Origin of the sequence: Ornithinimicrobium pratense (genome assembly GCF_008843165.1) — a bacterium.
Lineage (GTDB): Bacteria > Actinomycetota > Actinomycetes > Actinomycetales > Dermatophilaceae > Ornithinicoccus > Ornithinicoccus pratensis.
The window spans coordinates 1,591,054-1,610,640 of the sequence record NZ_CP044427.1 but is presented as its reverse complement, the minus strand read 5'-3'; the positions used below and the strand labels follow the sequence as shown (position 1 = coordinate 1,610,640).

The 19,587-nt window shown below is 70.9% G+C and carries 18 protein-coding genes and 1 pseudogene; 5 read left to right on the top strand and 14 right to left on the bottom strand.

What is annotated here, in order from left to right; translation table 11 throughout:
- Positions 1-75: 75 nt before the first annotated feature.
- Together galK and FY030_RS07225 are read right to left on the bottom strand one after the other, a co-directional pair.
- Positions 76-1,383 carry a galactokinase gene (galK, locus tag FY030_RS07230; RefSeq protein WP_158060925.1) on the bottom strand — a complete coding sequence of 436 codons (1,308 nt, stop codon included), beginning with the start codon at positions 1,381-1,383 and terminating at the stop codon, positions 76-78.
- Positions 1,380-3,548 carry an alpha-galactosidase gene (locus FY030_RS07225; RefSeq protein WP_158060924.1) on the bottom strand — a complete coding sequence of 723 codons (2,169 nt, stop codon included), beginning with the start codon at positions 3,546-3,548 and terminating at the stop codon, positions 1,380-1,382. Before FY030_RS07225 ends, galK begins: the two co-directional genes overlap by 4 nt.
- A gap of 79 nt (positions 3,549-3,627) precedes the next feature.
- On the opposite strand from FY030_RS07225, the gene FY030_RS07220 reads away from it, so the two are divergent.
- Positions 3,628-3,831, top strand: a complete 204-nt coding sequence (locus FY030_RS07220; protein ID WP_158060923.1) for a hypothetical protein — start codon at positions 3,628-3,630, stop codon at positions 3,829-3,831.
- A 32-nt stretch (positions 3,832-3,863) separates the two neighbouring features.
- Positions 3,864-4,109, top strand: a pseudogene (locus FY030_RS17315) (DUF6328 family protein); the annotation flags it as partial.
- A 60-nt stretch (positions 4,110-4,169) separates the two neighbouring features.
- On the opposite strand, the gene FY030_RS07215 reads toward FY030_RS17315, so the two are convergent.
- The 4 genes from FY030_RS07215 to FY030_RS07200 all read right to left on the bottom strand — a co-directional run bounded on the left by FY030_RS07215 (position 4,170) and on the right by FY030_RS07200 (position 9,845).
- A complete protein-coding gene (locus FY030_RS07215; RefSeq protein WP_158060922.1) occupies positions 4,170-5,060 on the bottom strand; it encodes a glycosyltransferase family 2 protein in 891 nt (296 codons plus the stop codon).
- Entirely contained in the window at positions 5,057-5,377 is a 321-nt protein-coding gene (locus FY030_RS07210) for a WhiB family transcriptional regulator (protein WP_158060921.1), read from the bottom strand. Before FY030_RS07210 ends, FY030_RS07215 begins: the two co-directional genes overlap by 4 nt.
- A 286-nt stretch (positions 5,378-5,663) precedes the next feature.
- On the bottom strand, positions 5,664-5,879 hold the full coding sequence (locus tag FY030_RS07205; RefSeq protein WP_158060920.1) for a hypothetical protein: 216 nt from the start codon (positions 5,877-5,879) through the stop codon (positions 5,664-5,666).
- Between the two features lie 72 nt (positions 5,880-5,951).
- Complete coding sequence (locus FY030_RS07200; RefSeq protein ID WP_158060919.1) at positions 5,952-9,845, bottom strand: nSTAND1 domain-containing NTPase; 3,894 nt, start codon at positions 9,843-9,845, stop codon at positions 5,952-5,954.
- Between the two features lie 219 nt (positions 9,846-10,064).
- Here FY030_RS07200 and FY030_RS07195 point away from each other — a divergent pair, with 219 nt between their 5' ends.
- Complete coding sequence (locus tag FY030_RS07195) at positions 10,065-10,508, top strand: hypothetical protein (protein WP_158060918.1); 444 nt, start codon at positions 10,065-10,067, stop codon at positions 10,506-10,508.
- 98 nt (positions 10,509-10,606) lie between these two features.
- Here FY030_RS07195 and FY030_RS07190 read toward each other — a convergent pair whose 3' ends face one another.
- From FY030_RS07190 to FY030_RS07180, 3 genes are all read right to left on the bottom strand, one after another.
- Positions 10,607-11,227 (bottom strand): SHOCT domain-containing protein, encoded by a 621-nt coding sequence (locus FY030_RS07190; protein WP_158060917.1) that lies wholly within the window; start codon positions 11,225-11,227, stop codon positions 10,607-10,609.
- An 89-nt stretch (positions 11,228-11,316) separates the two neighbouring features.
- Positions 11,317-11,817, bottom strand: coding sequence for a metallophosphoesterase family protein (locus FY030_RS07185; RefSeq protein ID WP_238348602.1), 501 nt, complete (start codon positions 11,815-11,817; stop codon positions 11,317-11,319).
- A complete protein-coding gene (locus FY030_RS07180) occupies positions 11,814-12,050 on the bottom strand; it encodes a hypothetical protein (RefSeq protein WP_158060916.1) in 237 nt (78 codons plus the stop codon). Before FY030_RS07180 ends, FY030_RS07185 begins: the two co-directional genes overlap by 4 nt.
- A gap of 85 nt (positions 12,051-12,135) precedes the next feature.
- On the opposite strand from FY030_RS07180, the gene FY030_RS07175 reads away from it, so the two are divergent.
- Entirely contained in the window at positions 12,136-12,555 is a 420-nt protein-coding gene (locus tag FY030_RS07175) for a DoxX family protein (RefSeq protein ID WP_158060915.1), read from the top strand.
- Positions 12,556-12,667: 112 nt separating this feature from the next.
- Here FY030_RS07175 and FY030_RS07170 read toward each other — a convergent pair whose 3' ends face one another.
- The 3 genes from FY030_RS07170 to FY030_RS07160 all read right to left on the bottom strand — a co-directional run bounded on the left by FY030_RS07170 (position 12,668) and on the right by FY030_RS07160 (position 15,820).
- The gene (locus FY030_RS07170; RefSeq protein ID WP_158060914.1) at positions 12,668-14,347 is read right to left on the bottom strand and encodes a ribonuclease J; all 1,680 of its coding nucleotides are present in this window, start codon (positions 14,345-14,347) and stop codon (positions 12,668-12,670) included.
- Positions 14,348-14,658: 311 nt separating this feature from the next.
- Entirely contained in the window at positions 14,659-15,354 is a 696-nt protein-coding gene (locus tag FY030_RS07165; protein WP_158060913.1) for a maleylpyruvate isomerase family mycothiol-dependent enzyme, read from the bottom strand.
- Positions 15,355-15,469: 115 nt separating this feature from the next.
- Entirely contained in the window at positions 15,470-15,820 is a 351-nt protein-coding gene (locus tag FY030_RS07160; protein ID WP_158060912.1) for a hypothetical protein, read from the bottom strand.
- Positions 15,821-15,918: 98 nt separating this feature from the next.
- Here FY030_RS07160 and FY030_RS07155 point away from each other — a divergent pair, with 98 nt between their 5' ends.
- A complete protein-coding gene (locus FY030_RS07155; protein WP_158060911.1) occupies positions 15,919-16,950 on the top strand; it encodes a GNAT family N-acetyltransferase in 1,032 nt (343 codons plus the stop codon).
- A 49-nt stretch (positions 16,951-16,999) separates the two neighbouring features.
- Here the strand turns inward: FY030_RS07155 and FY030_RS07150 are convergent, their stop codons facing one another.
- Positions 17,000-17,965, bottom strand: a complete 966-nt coding sequence (locus tag FY030_RS07150; protein WP_158060910.1) for an ATP-grasp domain-containing protein — start codon at positions 17,963-17,965, stop codon at positions 17,000-17,002.
- A 7-nt stretch (positions 17,966-17,972) separates the two neighbouring features.
- Positions 17,973-19,538, bottom strand: a complete 1,566-nt coding sequence (locus tag FY030_RS07145; RefSeq protein WP_158060909.1) for an AbgT family transporter — start codon at positions 19,536-19,538, stop codon at positions 17,973-17,975.
- Positions 19,539-19,587 lie beyond the last annotated feature (49 nt).

Below are 19,587 nucleotides of genomic sequence, written 5' to 3'. Positions count from 1 at the left end.
GATAGTGCTCCGCCGAACACGCCAAAGGTCCCGACGGGCACGTGAGAGTGTCCGGGAGGGGGCCGTGTGCTCGACCTATCCGCTGACTCGCCCCGCGGGTCTGCTGGGCTCCGCGACGAGGAACCGGGGTTCTTCGAGGCCGGCCGCGACGAACGCGGCGTGCACCGCGCCGGCGACCCGATTCAGCTCGGTCCCGCGCACCAGCGCGATCGCCGACCCGCCGAAGCCACCGCCGGTCATCCGCGCACCGGCCGCGCCCGCAGCTAGCGCGGCCCCGACGGCGACGTCCAGCTCGCGGCAGGACACCTCGTAGTCCTCCCGCAGCGAGACGTGGGACGCGGTCATCAGCGCTCCGACCTGCGCGGTGTCCCGGGCGTCCAGGGCCGCGAGCAGGTCGATAACCCGCTGGTTCTCGCTCACCACGTGCCGCACCCGGGGCAGCCCGTCCGGGACCGCCCCCAGCACGGCGATCACCTCGGCTTCGTCGAGCCGGGCAGCCTCGAGTTCGCTGAGCGACCCCACCCCGAGCGCCGCAGCGGCCGCCTCACAGGTGTGCCGTCGCGCGGCATACTGCCCGTCCCCCAGGGAGTGATGCGCCCGGGTGTCGACGACGAGCACCCGGTGGTCGGGCAGCGTCCAGGGCACAGGCGTCAGGGAGCCGTCGCCGGAGTCGATGAGAAGCAGGTGCTCCTCGCGCGCCCGCACGGAGATGGTCTGGTCCATGCCGCCGGTGGCGGCGCCGGCGTAGTCGTTCTCCGCCCGGATGCAGGCCGCGACCAGGTCGGCGTCCTCGAGGTTGCGCAGGCCGGGCACCAGGTCACGCAGGGCCACCGCCACTGAGCAGGACAGCGCTGCCGAGGACGACAACCCGGCCCCCAGCGGCACCCGCCCATCGATGAGCACATCGGCGCCCAGCTCGTCGGCACCTACCTGCTCGGTCAGCGCCGCGAAGACCCCTGCCACATATGCCGGCCAGCCGACCGGAGAACCCGACCGGCTGTCCGTCACGCCCGCCTGCTCCTCCGCGCCTGCGGGACGCCCCGCCTCCCCCGCGCCCAGCTTCCCCGCCTCAGCAACGGTCCGCACCTGCTCGACCCGGCCCGCCCAGCCGATCCCGCCCTTCTGGACCGACGCGATGCGTAGCACCCCATCCCTGCGTCGACGCACGGCGGCGTAGGTGCGGTGCGGCAGCGCAAAAGGGAGGCTGAGGCCGGAGTTGTAGTCGGTGTGCTCGCCGATCAGGTTGACCCGGCCGGGGGCCATCCAGACACCGTCGGGGGCGTGGCCGAAGAGCGTCTGGGCGGCCTCCCCCAGCTGCGCCACGACGAGCTCGTCCTGCGCTGGCGCAAGCCAGCTCAGGCCCACCGACCCCTGCCCGGTCATCCCCCCGCCCTCCGGACCCGCCACAGCTGGCTGTGCTCGGGCAGCATCGGCTGCACCGGCAGCCCCACCTCGGCCAGCACCCGCCCCGGCAGCACCACCCCGTCAACCGCCCACGGCACCACGCCGCGACCCGCCACCAGCGGCTCCTGGCCCGGCCGAAGCAGCTCCACGCGGTAGCGCTGCGTGGGGTCCAGGGCCGGCAACCGGACCCGGTGCGGGCCGGTGGTGCTAGGCCGACCCACCGAGACCACGTGGAAGAGCGCCTCGGAGGCGTCTTGGGCGACCACCCCGTGCACCCAGGTCGCGTCGTCGTGGTGGTCGCCGTTGACGACCGCACCGGAGTGCAGCAGCCGACGGTGCTCACGGTGCAGGCGCACCCACGTCGCCACCTGCTCCAACTCCTGCTCGCTGCAGGAGGTCAGGTCCCACTCGATGCCCATGTGCCCCCACAGCGCGGTGGCCGCCCGGAAGTCCAGGTCGTGCCGGCGGCCCGTCGTGTGGGAGCGGCCCGAGGCGATGTGCGTGCCAACCAGCTCCGGCGGCACCAACAGGAAGGTGCCCCGCTGGATCTGCTGCCGCTCAAGGGGATCGATGCAGTCCGAGGCCCACACCCGATCAGTGCGCTCCAACACCCCCAGGTCGACCCGCCCGCCACCGCCGGCGCACGACTCGATCTCCAGACCCGGTGCGGCAGAGCGCAGCTCGTCCATCAACCGGTAGGCCGCCAGGGTGTGCTCCCGCACGCCCGGCGTCCCGGCCGGCGTGTGCCCGGCGTCGTTGAGGTACCGGTTGTGGTCCCACTTCAGGTAGGCGATGTCGTAGTCCCGCAGCAGCATCAGCAGCTGGCCGCGGACGTGCGCGTAGGCGCCGGGATGTCCCAGGTCCAGCACGTGCTGCTGACGCGAGGCCAGGCCGACCCGGCCGCCGGTCGAGAACAGCCACTCTGGGTGCGCCCGGGCCAGGTCGGAGTCCAGGGACACCATCTCCGGCTCCACCCACAGCCCGAACTCCATCCCCCGGGCGTGCACGTGGTCCACCAGGGGCCCCAGCCCCTTCGGCCACACCTCCGCGGAGACCACCCAGTCCCCCAGGCTGCTCGTGTCATCACGCCGACCTCCGAACCAGCCGTCGTCGAGGACGAACCGCTCCGCCCCCACCCGCGAGGCCCGGTCGACCAGCTCCTTCAGCCGCGGCATCGAGTGGTCGAAGTAGGTCGCCTCCCAGTTGTTGAGGGTGACCGGACGCGGCCGGCTCGGGTGGTGCGGCTGGGTGCGCTGGAAGGCATGGAACCGGCTGGCAACCTCGTCCAGCCCGGTGCCGTGCGCGGCATACATCCATGGGGTGGTCAGGCTCTCCCCCGTGCCCAGCTCGACCTCGCCGTGCTCCAGCAGCTCGCCGGCGCCCAGCAGCCGGGCCCCGTTGTAGAGGCGCTCGGCGTAGCTCACCTGGTTGCCGCTCCAGCCCAGATGCACGGCCCACACCTGCCCGTGCCGGAAGCCGAAACCCGGCTCCCCCGCGCAGAGCAGGTGCACGGCGTCCAGGCCGGTCCGTCCGGTGCGCACCTCTCGGCTGTGCACGCCGGCACTGAACGGCTGGCGCTGCGGGATCCGCTCCATCGTGTGCCGCCCGGTGAAGTCCAGCAGCTCCCCGGCCCGCTCGGGCACCGGCAGCGTCAGACGGATCCGACCCACCGCATACCCCTCCTGCCCGTCGTTGGTCAGGGTGAGCCGTTGCCGGAGCAGGCCGCCGGCGTGCAGCTCCAGCTCGTGCACGACGGACAGGTATGCCGCGCCGTCCACCGCGCGCGTCAGCACCCGCTGGTGGTCCGGCCCGTCCTGGCGCTCGGGAGCGGCCGTGGTGCGGAAGGCCGGGGACCAGTCCCTGCCCTGACGTGAGCCCTCCACGCCGGGGCGGCCAATCCAGGCGCGGGCGTGCTCGGGCAGCACGGTGACCTCGTCGGCGACGTCGAACGGGCTGTCGCCGTGGGCCAGCTGTGCCGCCAGGGCGACGGCCTGCAGATCCTCCCCGGACAACTCGCCGAGCTCGGCGCCCCAGTGCCGCACAATGGGCAGCAGGTCGTCACCATGCTCCAGCAGGACCGATACGCCGTCGGCTCGCAGGTGGGTCAGGGTGGGCCGGAGGTCGCCTGAGACGGTGGTACGCACGCGTCCCACTCTGGCAGGTCGGCAGCTTGTTCACGCACTTGTCACCACGCGTCCACGTCCGTGAGCCTACGGTGGTGGGGTGGCCAAGGAACTGGAGTTCATCAAGGGCGTCGACAAGCTGCACGCGTTCTACACCGAACATGTGCGGATGCTTGCCCACGCCTACGAGCTGAGCGACGAGCAGGCCGCCATGGTCCTGGACCGGTTCGACTTCAAGAATGTCGCGCGCAGCATCCTGCGGCCGCCACGGGTCGACCTCTTCGAGCCGCCGCCCGAGCTCTGAGGCCTCGGTGAGGACGCCCTCTCAGACCTAGGCTGGCCCGATGGAGGACCAGAGGCCCGCCGGGGACCACGCTGCGGGTCACCCAGACCGGGATCCAGATCCTCTTCGGCTTCTTGCTCACGCTCCCCTTCACCCCACGCTTCGGTGAGCTGTCGACCGGCGACCGGGTGCTCTACCTTGCCGTTTTCGGGCTGGTGACGCTGGCGACGATCTGCTACCCGGCCCCGGTGCTGGCGCACCGGCTGCTCTTCCCCCGTCGGGAGAAGGCCTGGCTGGTCAGCGCGGGAGCCGGTTCGCGCAGTCCGCGCTGGCCTCATGAGGGCCTCAGACCGGACGGCTCAGGCGGCCGCTGCAGTCCGGACCCAGAGGTTGTCCTTGTCGCGACGCAGCAGGCCTGCGCGCTCGGCGGCCACGAGAACGGGCACCACCGAGAGACGCGTGTCCCAGCGCTCCTCGAAGCGGTTGGCCGCCTTGGCCAGGGTGTCCAGCTCGACCGGGGTCACATCGGCCAGGTTCCGGGGCCGCCGCAGAGCCGTCACCCCCATCAGCCGGGCCAGGCTGCCCCCGGCCTCCCGCAGCCGTGAGGCGAAGTCCAGGTCGTGCTCGCTGGTGCTCAGCTCAGGCCCGAGCATGCCGCCTATTGCCTCCAGGTCGGTGGCGGTGATGCCGAAGGAGGCTGCCCGGAGTCGCTCCACCTGCGGCTCGGGGACCACCTGGCCCGCTGCCACACCGCCCGCAGCCAGATCCTCGGCCACCATCTGGTCCAGGCGGGACCACTGATAACCAGCTTCCGGCCGGGGACCGGGGTCGACCAGGCCACCGCAGAGGACCCGAGGGCCGCGACCGGAAGGCTGGGCCAAGGCCTCGGCGTACTGCTCCACGAAATGCAGGGACGGCAGCGCGTCGGCGTCGAGAAAGACCAGCAGCTCGGCGCCGGCCTCCACCGCCACCCTGGCGCCCGCGTCGCGGGCCAGCACCCGGCGGGCGCGCTGCGGGCCGGGCGGCATCGCCCGGACGATGGTCTCCCATCGGTCGTGGTGAAGAGGGACCCGGCCTCGAGTGAGGTCGCGGTCGCCCATCGAGATGATGACGTGCAGGTCCGGGGTGACCGCCGAGCGGGCCAACCCACCGATCTGGTCCAGGTGGGCGTCGTGCTGCCGGTAGCCGGCGGTGATCACCGCCACGCCCGGGCGGTCGATGGTGGAGCGCGCTTGCAGCACCGAGGTCACGACACCCGCCGACGCACCAGCCGGGCGCGTTCCTGCTCGTCCAATCCACCCCAGATGCCGTAGGGCTCCCGGTTCCCCAGCGCATACGCCAGGCACTGCACGATGACGGGGCAGGTGCCGCAGACAGCCTTGGCCTTCGCCGTCCGTACGGCGCGGGAGGGCCCGCGCTCGTGGTCGGCGTGGAAGAAGAGCTCGGCGTTACGGTCGCGGCAGGCTGCCCGCTGCCACCACTCGCCGGGGCCCTCGGCGCTCGGCTCGTACGGGACTGCTGAGAGGTCGGATGTTGGTGTGCGGTCAAGGGTGCTGTGTGCGGTCATGATCTGACTCCCTGCTCGAAGAGCCGGACCGCCCCGGGTGGGGGCGATCCGTCTTCGTCGACGTCTCGTCCCACTGGCTGGAGACTCTCCCACCATAGCCCTGATCAGCATCGCTCCGCACCCACCCCGGTGGGGGTGTTTACCGGGGGTCATCACCGGGCACCCGGCCGCAGGACCGCCACAAAGAGCGCACCCGACCACCGATGAAGGTGACCGGGTGCGCGTCATCCAGTTGACCGTGCGCGATCTGCTATGCCCGAACGCGCACGGGTCTGCGGTGCCCGCGTTACAGCGGGTTCTGCCCGCCGTCCTCCTGGCTGTGCTCGTTGGCGTCGACATCGTCGGTGATCTCGGTGTTGACGTCGGGAGTGTCGGGCACGCTGTCGGCCCCGCCATGCGAGGTGTCGGCGTTGAGGGCGCCCGAGCCGCCCTCGGAGACGGTGCCGCCACCCCGCTCGCCCTGCTCCTCAGCGGTCTCCTGGTCGTGCTTGTGTTCGCTCATACCGGCACGGTATGCCCGGCACCCGCCACACTTCCTGATGGAACGACGCCGCCGGGACAGCCAGCTGCGACCTCACCCGGCGCCGGCGCACGGCGGCGCGTAGTCGATCCCGGGCAGCAGGCCGTCCCACTCTTCCTCAGTAACGTGTTGGCCCACCCCGGCACAGACCCACTCCGTCGCGGTGTCCACGTCGGTCAGCCACAGCCGGGTCCGGCCCGACAGGGCCCCACCCAGCAGCACCGAGCCGTCCGGGGACCAGGTGACGTCCTGCAGGTTGACCAGCCCGGCGCTCAGCACCTCGGTCGCCACCCAGCCCTGCTCCTGCAGCGTGTAGATCCAGACCCGGCCTTCGACCGCTGCGACGGCGAGCCGCTGCCCGTCAGGCGAGAACTTCACCGAGTTGGGGATCGATGTGGGCCCGGTCAACCGGTCCCCCACCTCGGTGGGTGCCCTTGGGTCGCTCACGTCGTAGAAGCGCACGCTGTTGTCGGCGGCGGACAGCGCGAGCAGGTCACCGTCCGGGTGGAAAGAGACCCCGTACACATTCGACCCGAGGTCGAACTGGGCCACCGTGGTGTCCAGGTCCTCGATATCCACCAGCCGTACGCCGCTGTCGGTGGCTGAGACGGCCAGGAGCCCGTCCGCCCGCATCCCGGCGCCCAGCACCGGGCCGTCCAACTTCATCTCCCCGAGGATTGCGAGGTCGGGATCGCTGCTGGATCCCTTCTGAAGACCGCCCCCGGTGGTGCTGTCGATGCCCACCATGCGCACCAGCCCCTGCCCGTCGAACGTGAGGACGGCATCGCTCGCAGGGGCGAACATCACCAGCGGCACCGCCTCCGGGACAACCTCGGCGGCCATCACCTGCCGTGCCTCGTCACCGTCGACGCCCCAGACGAGCAGGCGACCCCCGGAGGTGCCCATTGCCGCGAACCTGCCGTCCGGGCTGATCGCCCCGGCCCCCGTCCCCACGTCATCACCGTCCGAGCGCAGGGTATGCAGCTCCACCGGGGCGTGCGGCACGCTCGCGTCCCAGACCGTCACCGCACCGTCAGGTGGGCCTGTCGCCATCATGTACCGTTCCCGCTCCTCGGAGGTGGCGACGAGGAAGACGTTGCCAGGGAGCCGGGGCAGCACGGCGCTCTGGCTGTCCCAGGTGTAGACCGTCCCGCCCAAAGTGGTGAAGACCCACCGGCCAGGGGCCGCGTCCAGGCCCAGGACCGGGCGCGGGACCGGCAGCACCAGATTGGGTGACTCCGTCATCGGGCCGTCGTCACCCAGCCGCCACATCCAAGTGGTGCCCTCCCAGCCCGAAGTCACCAGCAGGCCGCTGTCGGGGTCGATCCGCACCGCGAACAGGTTGGTGTCCGAGGCGAAGAGACCGTGCGTCTGCGTCAACCCCTCATCACCGAGCTCGAGCCAGTGCACCAGCCCAGACCGACCCACCGCCGCCACGGCCGAGCCGTCCGGCGCGACGTCGAGCGAGAAGAGATCGCGGCCGGTGTCGTGCTCGTCCAGAAGCTCCAGCTCACCGCCGTCGACCTGCCACAGGACCACGACGCCGGAGGACAGCGCGGCCGCTGCGAGGCTGCCGCCCGAGCTAGCCGCCAGCTGTTCGACGCGCACCCCGGTCTGAAACAACAGCGGGTCGGCACTGTCGTCGATGAGGACGGCCTCAACGCCGGTCTCTTCCGCCTGCCGCCCGCCACCACCCGGCTCACCGACGGCATACCGCAGCAGGCGGCCGTAGGAGTCGGCGACCAGCAGGAGGGAGCCACCGTCAGCGAAGGTGAGCGCGGTGGGTACGGGAGGCTGGAGCGGTTGCGGCTGCCGGGCAGCCAGCTCGGGGCCTGCCTCGGGCAGGTCCACCCAGGTCACCCCCGGTGACGTCGGGCTGCCGAGGTCGAGGAGCGCCAGCAAGGGCAGCGGCGGCGGCGCCGGTTCACCCGCCACGACGAACGAGCCGCCCGCCGCGGCCCAGGGCTGGCTCGGGTGGGTGGCCAACCGGGAGACGCCCGGGGTGCCCGGCCCGTCGTCGAGCAAGGTCCGGCCGACCACCTGCCACGCATCCGTGCCCACGCCCGTGGTCCCCGCCACGACGATGCCGCCGGCCGGGCCGGAGAACAGGACGTGCTCACCGTCGGCCATGGTCGCCGTCTGCTCGAGCACCGCGTCGGGCCGGGACCACGCCGTCAGCACCGGGCTGGTCGTGGCGTCGAGCACGGCGGCGCGGCTCTCCCTGGTCTGCGCGGCCCGGTGCCCGGCCACGGCCAGCTGCTGAGACAGGGCGGGGTTGGTGTCCCGCTGGTTGGCGGACGCCACCGCCATCTGCCGAGACTGCGCCTGGTTGCGCTCGGTGCGCGCCTGGTCGTAGGAGTGGAGGGCGGTCAGACTGGCACCTGTGGTCAGCAGCAGGAGCACTCCCATGGCCGCGACCACCGCACGACGACGGCGAGCGGCGTTCAGGCGTGCCTGCGTCAGGTGCTGGGCCAGCTGATGGCTGGCCGCCAGGTAGTCCTCCTGCAGCGGGGTCAGCGACTCGTCTGAGCTCGCGGCCCAGTCGGACACGGTCTGCAGGCGCGAGCCGCGCAGCAGGTGGTCGTGGCCGCGGCCGTGCGTGTCCCACTCTCGCGCGGCACGGTCCAAGGCCTCCCGCCGGGCCATGTCGCCCCGCCGAGCCCCGACCGCCTCCCGCAGCCGCGGCCACGCTCCGACGAGAGACTCGTGGCTCAGGGTCGCGTCCTCAGCGCGCACCGTCACCAGCCGCCGGGCGACCAGGTGGCTCAGCACCTCGGAGGCGTCCTCCCCCAGGTCGGTCAGCTCAGAGAGGGGCGCCAACCGCCTCGTCCACCCCTGCGCCGGTGCGGTGGTCACCATTCGCAGCAGCAGGGTCATCGCCAGGTCCTGCTGCTCGGTCGGCAGCGAGGTCAGCGCCTGCTCGGCCGACTGTCGGATCGCACCGGCGAAGCCGCCGGCCCTCCGGTAGTCCTCCACGGTCAGGCCCACGTGGTCGCTGGTCCTCCACATCGTGTCCAGCACGTGCGCCAGGTGCGGCAGCACCGACCCGACTGTGTCCAGACGTGCGTCGGCCAGGATGACGTCGACGAGGCCCGGTTCCAGGGTGAGCCCCACCTGGCTCGCCGGTCCCTCGATCGCGGCTCGCATCGACTCTTGGCTGGGCGGCTCGACCAGCAGCTGTCGGTGCTGGAGGGCAGCGGCGAGCTGTGGCCGGGTCATCGCCTCGCCGTAGAAGTCGGCGCGCAGACCCAGCACCAGCACCCGCCCGGGTGCGCCGGCACTCCATACCGCCAGCTGGTCGAGCAGGTCCTCGGAGCCCGCCGTGAGCTCCGGGTCGGTCCACAGCTCCTCGAACTGGTCGACGATCAGGACCTGCCGCACCCCTGCCGGACCCGGGACTGCGGTGTCGGGGAGCTCGTGCAGCACCTGGCCGATCTCCGAGGGGCGGCAGAGGGCGCAGGCCACGCCGGCGAGCGCCGCCTGCAGCCCGGCGCGGATGAGCGAGGACTTCCCTGAGCCTGAGGGCCCCACCACCACCAGCACGGGCTGAGGCTCGGCGACGACGTCCTCCACCATCCTCAGCAGCCGCTCCACCAGCTCTTCCCGACCGAAGAACAGGTCGTGATCGGTCACCTCGAACGGGCGCAGGCCGGGATATGGTGTGCGGCTCACCTCGACCTGTCGCCGCTGGGTGTAGAGCTTCAGCAGCCGCTCCCGCCACGCGTCGTGCTCGGCCGGCGGCACCCCGCAGGCACTCAGGACCTCGCGCAGCACCTCGGGCCGGTTGGCCGGCGGTAGGTGGCGCCCGGCGAAGTAGCCGCCTAGGGTCGCGGTGGGGATGCCGGTGATGCGGTGCACCTGCCGGATCGAGCGACCGGCCCCGCGCCTGGCCTCGGTCAGGTCGTGGGCGAAGCGGGCGACGGTGTCGCGGGCGTGCGGTCCGGCCACAGGAACCTCCTCGTTTCTGCTGGGCCAAGCGTACGGATCAGGTCCGACAGTGCACCACCGGCGCGTCGCCCTTGTGTCTCCGCCGCAGGTCAGAGGCCTGTCGCGTACGGACTCGTACGGATCCTCGCTATCTGCTGGTGAAGTGCTGGTCCAGACAGATGTGATGGGGCCTGTGTCCGGCGCAGGGGGCCGGACACTCCACACCGTGATGGAGGATCAATGTCGATCGACCCCACATATCCCTATGCGGTCCCACGCACCTTCCAGCTCGCCGTGCCCGAGCCGGGATGTCCGCGCACCGCCACCGTGCTCACCGAGATCTTGCTCGGTGACCTACGGTGCCGACGTAGGTGGCTGCGCCATACCCAGCGCCTGGGCGGGCGCCAGCCGAACCAGGCCGGCGTCGCCTGGGTGCTGGCGCTCACCCTGTGGGAGCGCGGCGAGATCCCCGAGAGCCGCCGCACGTTGCCGCGCAGCCTGAAGGACCGCGTGTCCCGGGCGCTCAACGGCCGGCTGGTCTCAGCCAGCACCCTGGCCCTCTTCGTCGATGCCTTCGACATGACCGAGGAGCAGGAGCAGCAGCTCTACGCGGCCTGGTCCGCGGACTATGCTGACGTCCCCGCAGGCACGGAGTTCTCCAGCCTCACCTGGAGATCTTCGTAAGGGCCCGTTCCAGTGCGCCGCGCCCCGAGGCCATCCGTGCCCCCCTTCCCTGCCCTGGCGCTGGGTCAGGACGACCCGGGCGCTGGTGGTCGGGCGGCTCAGGCCTCGGGCTCAACCTGAGGTTGAGTCTCGGTGAGCAACCGGCGCTTCGCCGCGGCGAACTCAGCCTCGGTCAGTGCCCCGCGGTCGTAGAGGTCGGCCAGCGAGGTCAGATGGGCGATCAGCGGATGGTGCGAGGAGTGACCCTGGCCCGGCCCCACCGGCACGTCGTCGACGTCCTCCACGCCTGGCCGCGCCCCGGGACCGGGCGTAGGGATCGTCGGCAACCATCCGCCTGTCGGGCGCGCCAGCACCTCGTCAAGGCGAAGGAAGGTCGAACCGGTGTAGGTGAGCGTGCCGAGGTTCACCTCCTCGCCGTGGACCGTGTGCGCCGTGACCAGACCGGTAGTCCAGACTTTCTCCCGCTCGATGGTGACCTCGCGCACCTCCGCCCGCATCACCTCATCGACCAAGGGCGCTCCCACGTGCTCGTCCCCCAGGGTGAGCAGGCGGCGGTCCGTCACCACGAGCATGGAGACGCTTCGCCGGAACCGGGTGACCGAGAACATCCCGTGCACTTCCTCGCCCGGCCCCAGGATGGTGCGTAGTGACTGACGGGCGAGCAGCACCAGCCGTTTCGGGACCTTCTTATCGACGTATGGCGTGCGCTCGTCCGTCACAACGGCTCCCTTGCTGACGCTCTGTGATGTGCAGCCGCACGTTAACAGCCTTGCGAGCACCCCAGCCCAGCCGGGCCGGGGCAGTATGACTACAGGCGGTGCAGGACGAGGTCGTGCAGGGCCCCGTCAGCGACCGTGCAGGTCATGAAGGTGCAGTGCGGCTGAGCACGACGGTCGGTCGGTGAGCCGGGGTTCAGCAGCCGCAGGCCCTCGTGCTCCGTGTCCCACGGGATGTGACTGTGCCCAAAGACCAGAACGTCCACGTCCGGGTAGGCCGCACGCATCCGTTCCTCGCGCCTCGTCTTGGCTCCGGTCTCGTGGACCACGCCCCACCGCATACCCGCCAGCTCGACCCGAGCCACCTCGGGCAGGCGGCGACGCAGTTCGGGCCCGTCGTTGTTGCCCCAGACCGCCACGAGGCGGGCCGAGTGTGCCTCGAACTCGTCCAGCAGGCCGGGAGCGACCCAGTCGCCGGCGTGCACGACGACGTCGGCCGCCGCCACCTCGTCCCAGACCCGTGTCGGCAGGTCCTTCGCCCGCTTCGGGACGTGCGTGTCCGCCACCAGGAGCACGCGCAGCTCCCGGGTCACCCCACCTCCGGGGTGTCGGTGCTTCCCTTGTCGTGGATGTCCTTCGCCATCCGCTCCAGGTCACCCTCGTCCACGTCGACCTGCGCCTCGGCCATCCCCTCCCGCAGGTCTTCGCGCACGGTCTCGGGCTGCGCGCCCTCGTCCCAGCTCTCGACCCGGTCCACCACGTACTCGGCGGCCTCCTGTCGGGCGTCGGCTTCCTCGGACCCTGGGGTGTTCTGCTGCTCGCTCATCCCGTCACGCTAACCAGCGACCGGGCGGCCCGCCCGTCGGACCGACCGGGCGGCGGCCCGAGCACCAGGCGCCTAGACTCCGACCATGTCCTGGCTGCGCACCGTCGCCCGCATCACCCTCGGGGCCCCCATGGTCGGCGCCGGGATCGCTCACCTCACCACCCAGCGCCAGGAGTTCTCGGCTCAGGTGCCGGACTGGTTCCCGCTTGAGGAGGACCTGACCGTCGTGGGCTCGGGCGTCGTCGAGATCGCCCTGGGCGCCTCGTTCATCGCCCTGCCCCGTCGCAAGCGGCTGGTCGGCGGCCTGCTCGCGGCGTTCTTCGTCGCCATCTTCCCCGGCAACATCGCGCAGTACGTCGAGGGGACCGATGCGTTCGGTCTCGACACCGACCGCAAACGCCTGGTGCGGCTGTTCTTCCAGCCGCTGCTGGTGCTGTGGGCGCTCTACGGCGGCGGGTGGCTCAGCCAGAAGCGCGCCAGCAAGAAGACGATGCGCTCGGGCTGACCTTTCGGGCATGCGCAGCGGCGGGTCCTGCCGACGCCGGCGGCATCCGTCGACGACCAGCAAGCGCTTCGTCGTCGTCGGGTGGACCGCCGGCGCCAGCAGCGGCATACCCTCAGGCCTCAATCACGACCGGCACGACCAGAGGGTTACGCCGGTGCTTGCGGCCGGCCCAGCGGGTCACGGCCCGACCGATCCGCTTCTCCAGCTCCTGGGGGTCGTTGATCCCCTGCGCGGCCGCTTCGGCCAGGGCGCTCTCGATCGCCGGGATGGCGCCGTCGAAGAGCGTCTCGTCGGTGCCCAGGCCGCGAGCCAGGAAGTCCGGCGGCTCGGTGAGCTTGCCGGTGTCAGCGTCGACCAAGGCCACCACGGTGACGGTGCCCTCCTGGCTGAGGGTCACTCGGTCGCGCAGCGACTCCTCGGTGACGTCGCCGACGGTGCCGGCGGAGACGTAGACGTAGCCGGCCCGCACCTTGCCGGTCACCTTGACCTGGCCGTCGACGAGGTCGACCACGACGCCGTCGTCCACGACGACGACCCGCTCGGGGTCGATGCCGGTGGCGATCGCGAGGTCGGCGTTGGCCCGCAGGTGGCGCCACTCGCCGTGCACCGGCATGACGTTGCGCGGCTGGACGATGTTGTAGCAGTAGACCAGCTCACCCGCGCTGGCGTGCCCGGAGACGTGCACCTTGGCGTTGCCCTGGTGCACGACCTTGGCCCCCCAGCGGGTCAGGCCGTTGATGATCCGGGAGACGGCGTTCTCGTTGCCGGGGATCAGCGAGCTGGCCAGCAGGACGGTGTCGCCCTCGCCGACGGTGATCTGGTGGTCGCGGTTGGCCATCCGGGACAGCGCCGCCATCGGCTCACCCTGGGACCCGGTGCAGACCAGGGTGATCTGGTGCGCAGGCAGCTTGTCCAGCTCCCGCGCCTCGACGATGAGCCCCTTGGGCACCTTGAGGTAACCGAGCTCCTGCGCGATCCCCATGTTGCGCACCATGGACCGCCCAACGAAGGCCACCTTGCGCTTGTGTGCGACGGCGGCGTCCAACACCTGCTGGATGCGATGCACGTGGCTGGCGAAGCTGGAGACGACGACCCGCCCCGGCGCGGTGCGGAAGACGGTGTCGATCGCCGGCCCTAGGTCCTTCTCCGCGATCGTGAAGCCGGGAACCTCGGCGTTGGTGGAGTCGGTCATGAACAGGTCGACCCCCTCCTCCCCCAGCCGGGCGAAGGCGCGCAGGTCGGTGATCCGGTCATCGAGCGGGAACTGGTCCATCTTGAAGTCACCGGTATGCAGCACCGTCCCGGCCGAGGTGCGCACGAAGACGGCCAGGCCATCGGGGATCGAGTGGTTGACCGCGATGAACTCACAGTCGAAGGGGCCCAGCGGCAGTCGGTCGCCCTCCTTGACCTGCTGCGTCTTGGGCTTGATCCGGTGCTCCTTGAGCTTGGCCTCGATGAACGCCAAGGTCAGCCGGCTCCCGATGACGGGGATATCGCCGCGCTCCTTGAGCAGGTACGGCACCGCCCCGATGTGATCCTCGTGCCCGTGCGTCAGGACAACCCCGACCACGTCCTGCCAGCGCCCCTGCAGGAAGGTGAAGTCGGGCAGGATGACGTCCACGCCGGGCTGGTGCTCCTCGGGGAAGAGCACCCCGCAGTCGATGATGAGCAGTTTGCCGCGGTGCTCCAGCACCGCCATGTTGCGGCCGACCTCCCCCAGGCCGCCGAGGGCGACGACCCTCAGACCGTTGCGGGGCAGCGAAGGCGGCGCCTTCAGCTCGGGATGACTCATGTAACTCCTCAGGTAGAACCGGTCAAACAGGTTGTCGTATGTGGTGCCCGGACGGGCCACGGCGGGCGCGCTGGTGGCTGCGACCTGCGCCGGCTGGTCCGGGTGCTAGCTCCCACGGTATGTCGTTGACACCCGGAATGGTGAAACGAGGCGAGGCGCGCCCATGGGGCACGACGCCGTAGGAGCGCCCCGACCTGGCCGACAGGATCACGTCGGCAGTGGGGTAGCCGACCAGGACCGCGCTGCTCGCGCCCACGACCACCAGGGACAGGCTGCCCACACGCCGGCGGCGGCTCGTCCCGAGGCCCCCACTACGCCCAGGGCGGCGGCTGCGGAAGGTCCACCGTCGCCGAGAGTCCCTCCGTACGGCCCCGGGCGAGCCAGAGCAGCAGCTGCCCGGCCGTGCCCTCGACCTCGGTGCCTCCGCCGGCCAGATCCAGTGGCGCCATACCCTCCGGCCTCAGGGTGAGCGAGGGTGTGCCGGCCGCGGCCTCCCACTGTCGGACCCCGCGGCGCAGCGTGCGGGCGACCCACTCCGGGTCCGCGTCGTCGAAGGTGTAGCCCGCGTCCAGGTCCACGTGGTGGAAGACCACCTCGAGGATGCGCATGGCGATGACCTGGTGACCGGCGACCGTGTTGCCGGTGCGGGTCCGCACCAGCGCCTCGCCGGCAGGGCCGGTCAACTGCTGCGCCTGCTCCCGGAAGCGCGCTGCCGTGGTCTCGACGTCGGCCACGATCTCCGGCAGTGGACGTCGGGCGCCCTCCACGATGTCAGCGGCCCGGCGCTCGTCCGAGGCGTAGACGGCTCGCTCCTGGCCGTCCACCGCCCACAGCACCATGTTGATCAGCCCATCCGCATTGCGGGCGAGGTGCGTCAGGACGTGCGCGACGTCCCACCCCTCGCACAGGCTCGGGCGGGCGGCGTCCTGGAGATCGGCACAGGTCGCCAGCAGCCGCTGGGTCTCGACGTCGAGCAGGGCCAGGTTCTCAGTAGCACGGTTCGTCATGGGGGCATTCTGACGGGTCGCCCTGCCTCAGCGCAGGGGGGTGGGCCCGTGCAGGGGTGATGCCGCCCGGTCGGAGATCCAAGCTGGTCAGCCAGGGCGCCGTCTGTCGCTCAGCTCAGCGGGTGGTCCGGTCCAGCTCCTGCAGCAGTTCGTGCGCGGCGAGCTCGACGTCCTTGTGCCGCCACTGCGCGGCGCGGAAGACGCAGGCGATGAGCGCGGACCGGTGCACGCGTCGGAAGTCGCCGTACCCGAAGGCATAGCGCGCCTTCGTCTCGTCGGTCGCGCCCTCGGTCAGGCCCAGGTGCCAGGCGACGTAGTCGTCCCAGGAGTGCCGCTCCAGGTAGGCGTTCTGCGCCGCCGCGTCCGGCTGCACCTCGTTCCACTCGCTGTCCAGGACATACTGCCGCGCCGCGATCAGCTCACGGCACCGCGCGACTCCCGCCTGGTTGACTGCATAGGTAGCCATGGGACCAGCCTGCTCCCTCGGCAGTAGCGCCGCACCTCCGGCACCGCCGCGCACAAACCCCGTTGCAGCCGCGGGTGACCGCGGCCGAGGATGAGGCGGTGACCCAGACCGCCTATCCCCTGCAGACTGCCCGCCTGCTCGTGCGCATGCTGCGGGAGGACGACATCGACACCCTGACCGACTACCGCAACGACCCCGTGGTGAACGCGCTGCAGGACTGGGACCTGCCCTACCCGCGGGAGCGGGTGGAGAAGCTCGTCGCGGCGCATGCCGGTCGCCAGGACGTCACCCCGGGCAAGGGCACCCAACTGGCCATCGACCTGGGAGGGCAGCTGATCGGCGACATCTTCGTCGGGCTTGACGAGCACAACGGCGTCGCCGAGATCGGCTTCACCCTGGCCAAGGGGCATCAGGGCAAGGGATATGGCGTGGAGGCGGTCAGCGCCGTCGTCGACGACCTCGTCGACAGGGTCGGCGTGCACCGGCTCGTGGGCGAGCTGTCCCCACAGAACCACGCCTCCGCGCGCCTCCTGGAGCGGCTGGGCATGACCTTCGAGCACTTCGCCGAGAAGTCCTTCTGGTGGCGGGGCGCCTGGGACGACAACGTGCACTACTCGATGACCGCCGATGGTCGTCGTGACTGGCGCGCCCGGCCGCGCGGCGCACCCGGGCAGGTGCGCCTCGTCGAGCTCACGCACGAGAACTTCCGGGACTACCGGAGACTGCGCACCCACCGCTCGCAGGAGCGGTTCGTCGCCACCGTCGAGCAGTCCTACGCCGACGCGCTCTTCCCCGAGCCCGAGCAGGGGTACCCGGTGGTCCCGGTGCTCCGCGGCATCGAGTGCGACGGTGAGCCCGCCGGCTTCCTGATGTATGCCGACGCCGTCAACGAGGCCGCCCCGGAGCCCTACCTCTGGCGTTTCCTGATCGATCGGCAACACCAGGGCCGCGGGATCGGGGCCCGGGCCCTCGATGTGTTGGTCGAGGACCTCCGGGCCGCCGGGCACTCGGCGGTCAGGGCGAGCTGGGTGCAGGGCCCGGGCGGTCCGGAGCCGTTCTACGTCAACGCCGGGTTCGTGCTGACCGGCGAGATCGAGGACGGCGAGGTGGTGGGGCGCCGCAGCAGCTGAGGACCGACCAGCGCCCGGTGTCGTGTGCGATCGGGCTGCTGCCCGTCGACTACAACGCCTCGGCGATCGAGCGCAGATACCGGGCCAGCGCGCGCGGGGCGGAGCGCGGGGCGACCTCCTCGACGGCGGCGTTGTAGTTGGTGTTGGTGTTGACGTCGTAGGTGAGCAGCCGACCGTCCTGCGACTCGATGAACTCGATGCCGCACACCTCGATGCCGTTGGCCTGTGCGAACGCGAGGTACTTCTCGATGATCGGGTCGTCGAAACCCTCGCGCAGGGAGAACAGCTGCTGCCCGATCTCCGGCGCCAGGGTCGCGCCCGGCGGCATGATCGGCTGGCCGGTCTGCGGGTCGATCGCGCAGGCATCGGCCGGGCACAGCTGGAAGCCGCCACGGGCGGTGTCGGCGTCGATCGCGTAGAGGAACTCGCCACCGACGATCTCGACGCGGGTGATCCTCGGGGTCGCAGCCACGACGAACTCCTGGATCAGCGTGATGCCGTCCTGGGGCTCCTCGAACTCCTCGGAAGCCACATACTCGGCCAGCTCGGCGTGGTCCTCGAAGCGCCGCACGCCCAGGCCCTTGCCGCCCTGGTTGTGCTTGGTGACGAACGGGGCGGGTATGGCGCGCGCCGCCTCGACGACGTTCTGCCGCCCGATCGCGGCCAGGGTGCGCGGGGTCTCGATCCCCGCGGCCCGCAACCGGGTGAGCTGGTCGACCTTGCTCATCTCCAGCTCCAGCACCCGCCGGCCGTTGACCGTACGGCGCCCGTGGGCCTCGAGCCAGGACAGGACCGCACGGGTGTAGTCCTTGGAAAGGTGGTGGTCACGGGTGTGGGCCGAGGCGCTGATCCGCGACCAGAAGACCCCTTCCGGCGGGGCGGCGTCGAGGTCGAGCACGCCGTCGGTGAGCAGCCACTCCTCGACGTGCACGCCTTCGGCCTCGAAGGCTTGGGCGAAGGGCGGGAACCACTCAGGGTTCTCGTGCAGGGCGTAGATCGTGGGTGTGGTGGTCATGGCGGAATCACCCTTCCAGGAAGATGCCGTTCCCCGGACCCATGGGCAGGTCGAGGAGGAAGAACACGGACAGGATGGAGAACCAGGCCAGCCAGAAGACGATGGAGAACGGCAGCATCCGGGCGATGATGGTCCCGAGGCCGGCGTTCGGCTCGTAGCGGCGCAGCATGGCGAGCAGCACGATGATGTAGGGGTTGAGCGGGGTGAGGATCTGCGTGGCGGAGTCGCCGACGCGGAAGGCGCCCTGGATGAAACCGGGCTCATAGCCGATCAGCGCGAACATCGGCACGAAGACCGCCGCCATGAGTGTCCACAGGGACGAGCCCGAGATGATGAACAGGTTGAGCAGCGAGGCCAGCACGACGAAGCCGAAGATCGCGCCATACCCGGTCAGCCCGATGGACTGCAGCCCCTCGGCGCCCCCGACGGCGATCCAGGACCCGATCCCGGACCAGTTGAAGAGCGCGATGAACTGGCCCAGCACGAAGGCCAGGACGAGGAAGGACATCATGTCCTTGATCGCATCGCCCATCATCCGCGGCACATCCTCGCTCTTCTTCAGCACGCCCACGGCCCGGCCGTAGACCAGGCCCGGCACGATGAACATGGCGAAGACGATGAAGACGATAGAGCTCAGCAGCGGTGAGCGCGGCAGGAACGCGCCGTCCTCGTTGCGCCATGGCGAGTCCGGCCAGAAGATCCCCAGCAGGACGACGGCGGCGACGACCAGCGCAGAGATCCCGGCCAGGACCAACCCCCGGCGCTCCACCGGAGTCAGGTCGGCAGCGGGCACAGGCGCGAAGGTGCCGTCGTCGTCCTCGGAGATCTGCTCCCGAGGCACGCCCTGGCGGATCAGGCGCGGCTCAAGCACCTTGTCGATGAGCAGACCCGCGAGGAACATCAGCACCGCGGCCGAGACGACGTTGAAGAAGTAGTTCGACAGCGGGTGGACCGGGTCACCGGGGTTGGGCAAAGTCGCGGTGACGGCCGTGGTGATGCCGGCGAACAGCGCGTCAAGGGAGGTCACCAGCATCGTGGTCGAGTAGCCGGCGCCGGTGGCGGCGAACCCGCCAAGCAGCCCGGCCACGGGGTGCCGACCGGCCGCGGCAAAGACCAGCGCGGCCAGGGGCGGGATGACGACGAAGGAGGCGTCGGACATGATCGAGCCGAGCACACCGACGACGCCCACGGCGTACGGCAGCGCCCAGCGCGGGGAGGAGCCGAAGGTCTTGCGGATCAACGCGGCCAGCAGCCCGGACTTCTCCGCCACCCCCACCGCCAGGATGATCGGCAGCACGGTGACCAGCGGCGGGAAGCCGAGGTAGTTGGGGCCGAGGTTCTCGGTGAACCAGGCCAGCCCCTCGCCGGTGAAGAAGCCGCGCATCTCGGTCGCCTCGTCGGCTCCCGGGATCTGGACGCTGACGTCCATCCAGGCCAGGATGCTCGACCCCAGCGCGGTGATGAGGAAGAGGTAGAGGAAGAGCATGAACGGGTTCGGCAGCTTGTTGCCGGCCCGCTCGATGCCGTTGAGCAGGCGATCAGCCCGCGTCGTCTTGACGGTGGTCGCAGTCATGGTGGAGGCCTCTCGGCGCGTGGGACAAGGCTGGGTATGCGGCCCGCAC

What these genes read in the sequence shown, in the direction of transcription:
- galK (WP_158060925.1), bottom strand. Translation starts at nt 1,383, where the DNA reads ATGACCGGGCAGGGGTCGGTGGGCCTGAGCTGGCTTGCGCCAGCGCAG.
- FY030_RS07210 (WP_158060921.1), bottom strand. Translation starts at nt 5,377, where the DNA reads ATGACCGCACACAGCACCCTTGACCGCACACCAACATCCGACCTCTCA.
- FY030_RS07205 (WP_158060920.1), bottom strand. Translation starts at nt 5,879, where the DNA reads ATGAGCGAACACAAGCACGACCAGGAGACCGCTGAGGAGCAGGGCGAG.
- FY030_RS07195 (WP_158060918.1), top strand. Translation starts at nt 10,065, where the DNA reads ATGTCGATCGACCCCACATATCCCTATGCGGTCCCACGCACCTTCCAG.
- FY030_RS07180 (WP_158060916.1), bottom strand. Translation starts at nt 12,050, where the DNA reads ATGAGCGAGCAGCAGAACACCCCAGGGTCCGAGGAAGCCGACGCCCGA.
- FY030_RS07175 (WP_158060915.1), top strand. Translation starts at nt 12,136, where the DNA reads ATGTCCTGGCTGCGCACCGTCGCCCGCATCACCCTCGGGGCCCCCATG.
- FY030_RS07170 (WP_158060914.1), bottom strand. Translation starts at nt 14,347, where the DNA reads ATGAGTCATCCCGAGCTGAAGGCGCCGCCTTCGCTGCCCCGCAACGGT.
- FY030_RS07165 (WP_158060913.1), bottom strand. Translation starts at nt 15,354, where the DNA reads ATGACGAACCGTGCTACTGAGAACCTGGCCCTGCTCGACGTCGAGACC.
- FY030_RS07160 (WP_158060912.1), bottom strand. Translation starts at nt 15,820, where the DNA reads ATGGCTACCTATGCAGTCAACCAGGCGGGAGTCGCGCGGTGCCGTGAG.
- FY030_RS07150 (WP_158060910.1), bottom strand. Translation starts at nt 17,965, where the DNA reads ATGACCACCACACCCACGATCTACGCCCTGCACGAGAACCCTGAGTGG.
- FY030_RS07145 (WP_158060909.1), bottom strand. Translation starts at nt 19,538, where the DNA reads ATGACTGCGACCACCGTCAAGACGACGCGGGCTGATCGCCTGCTCAAC.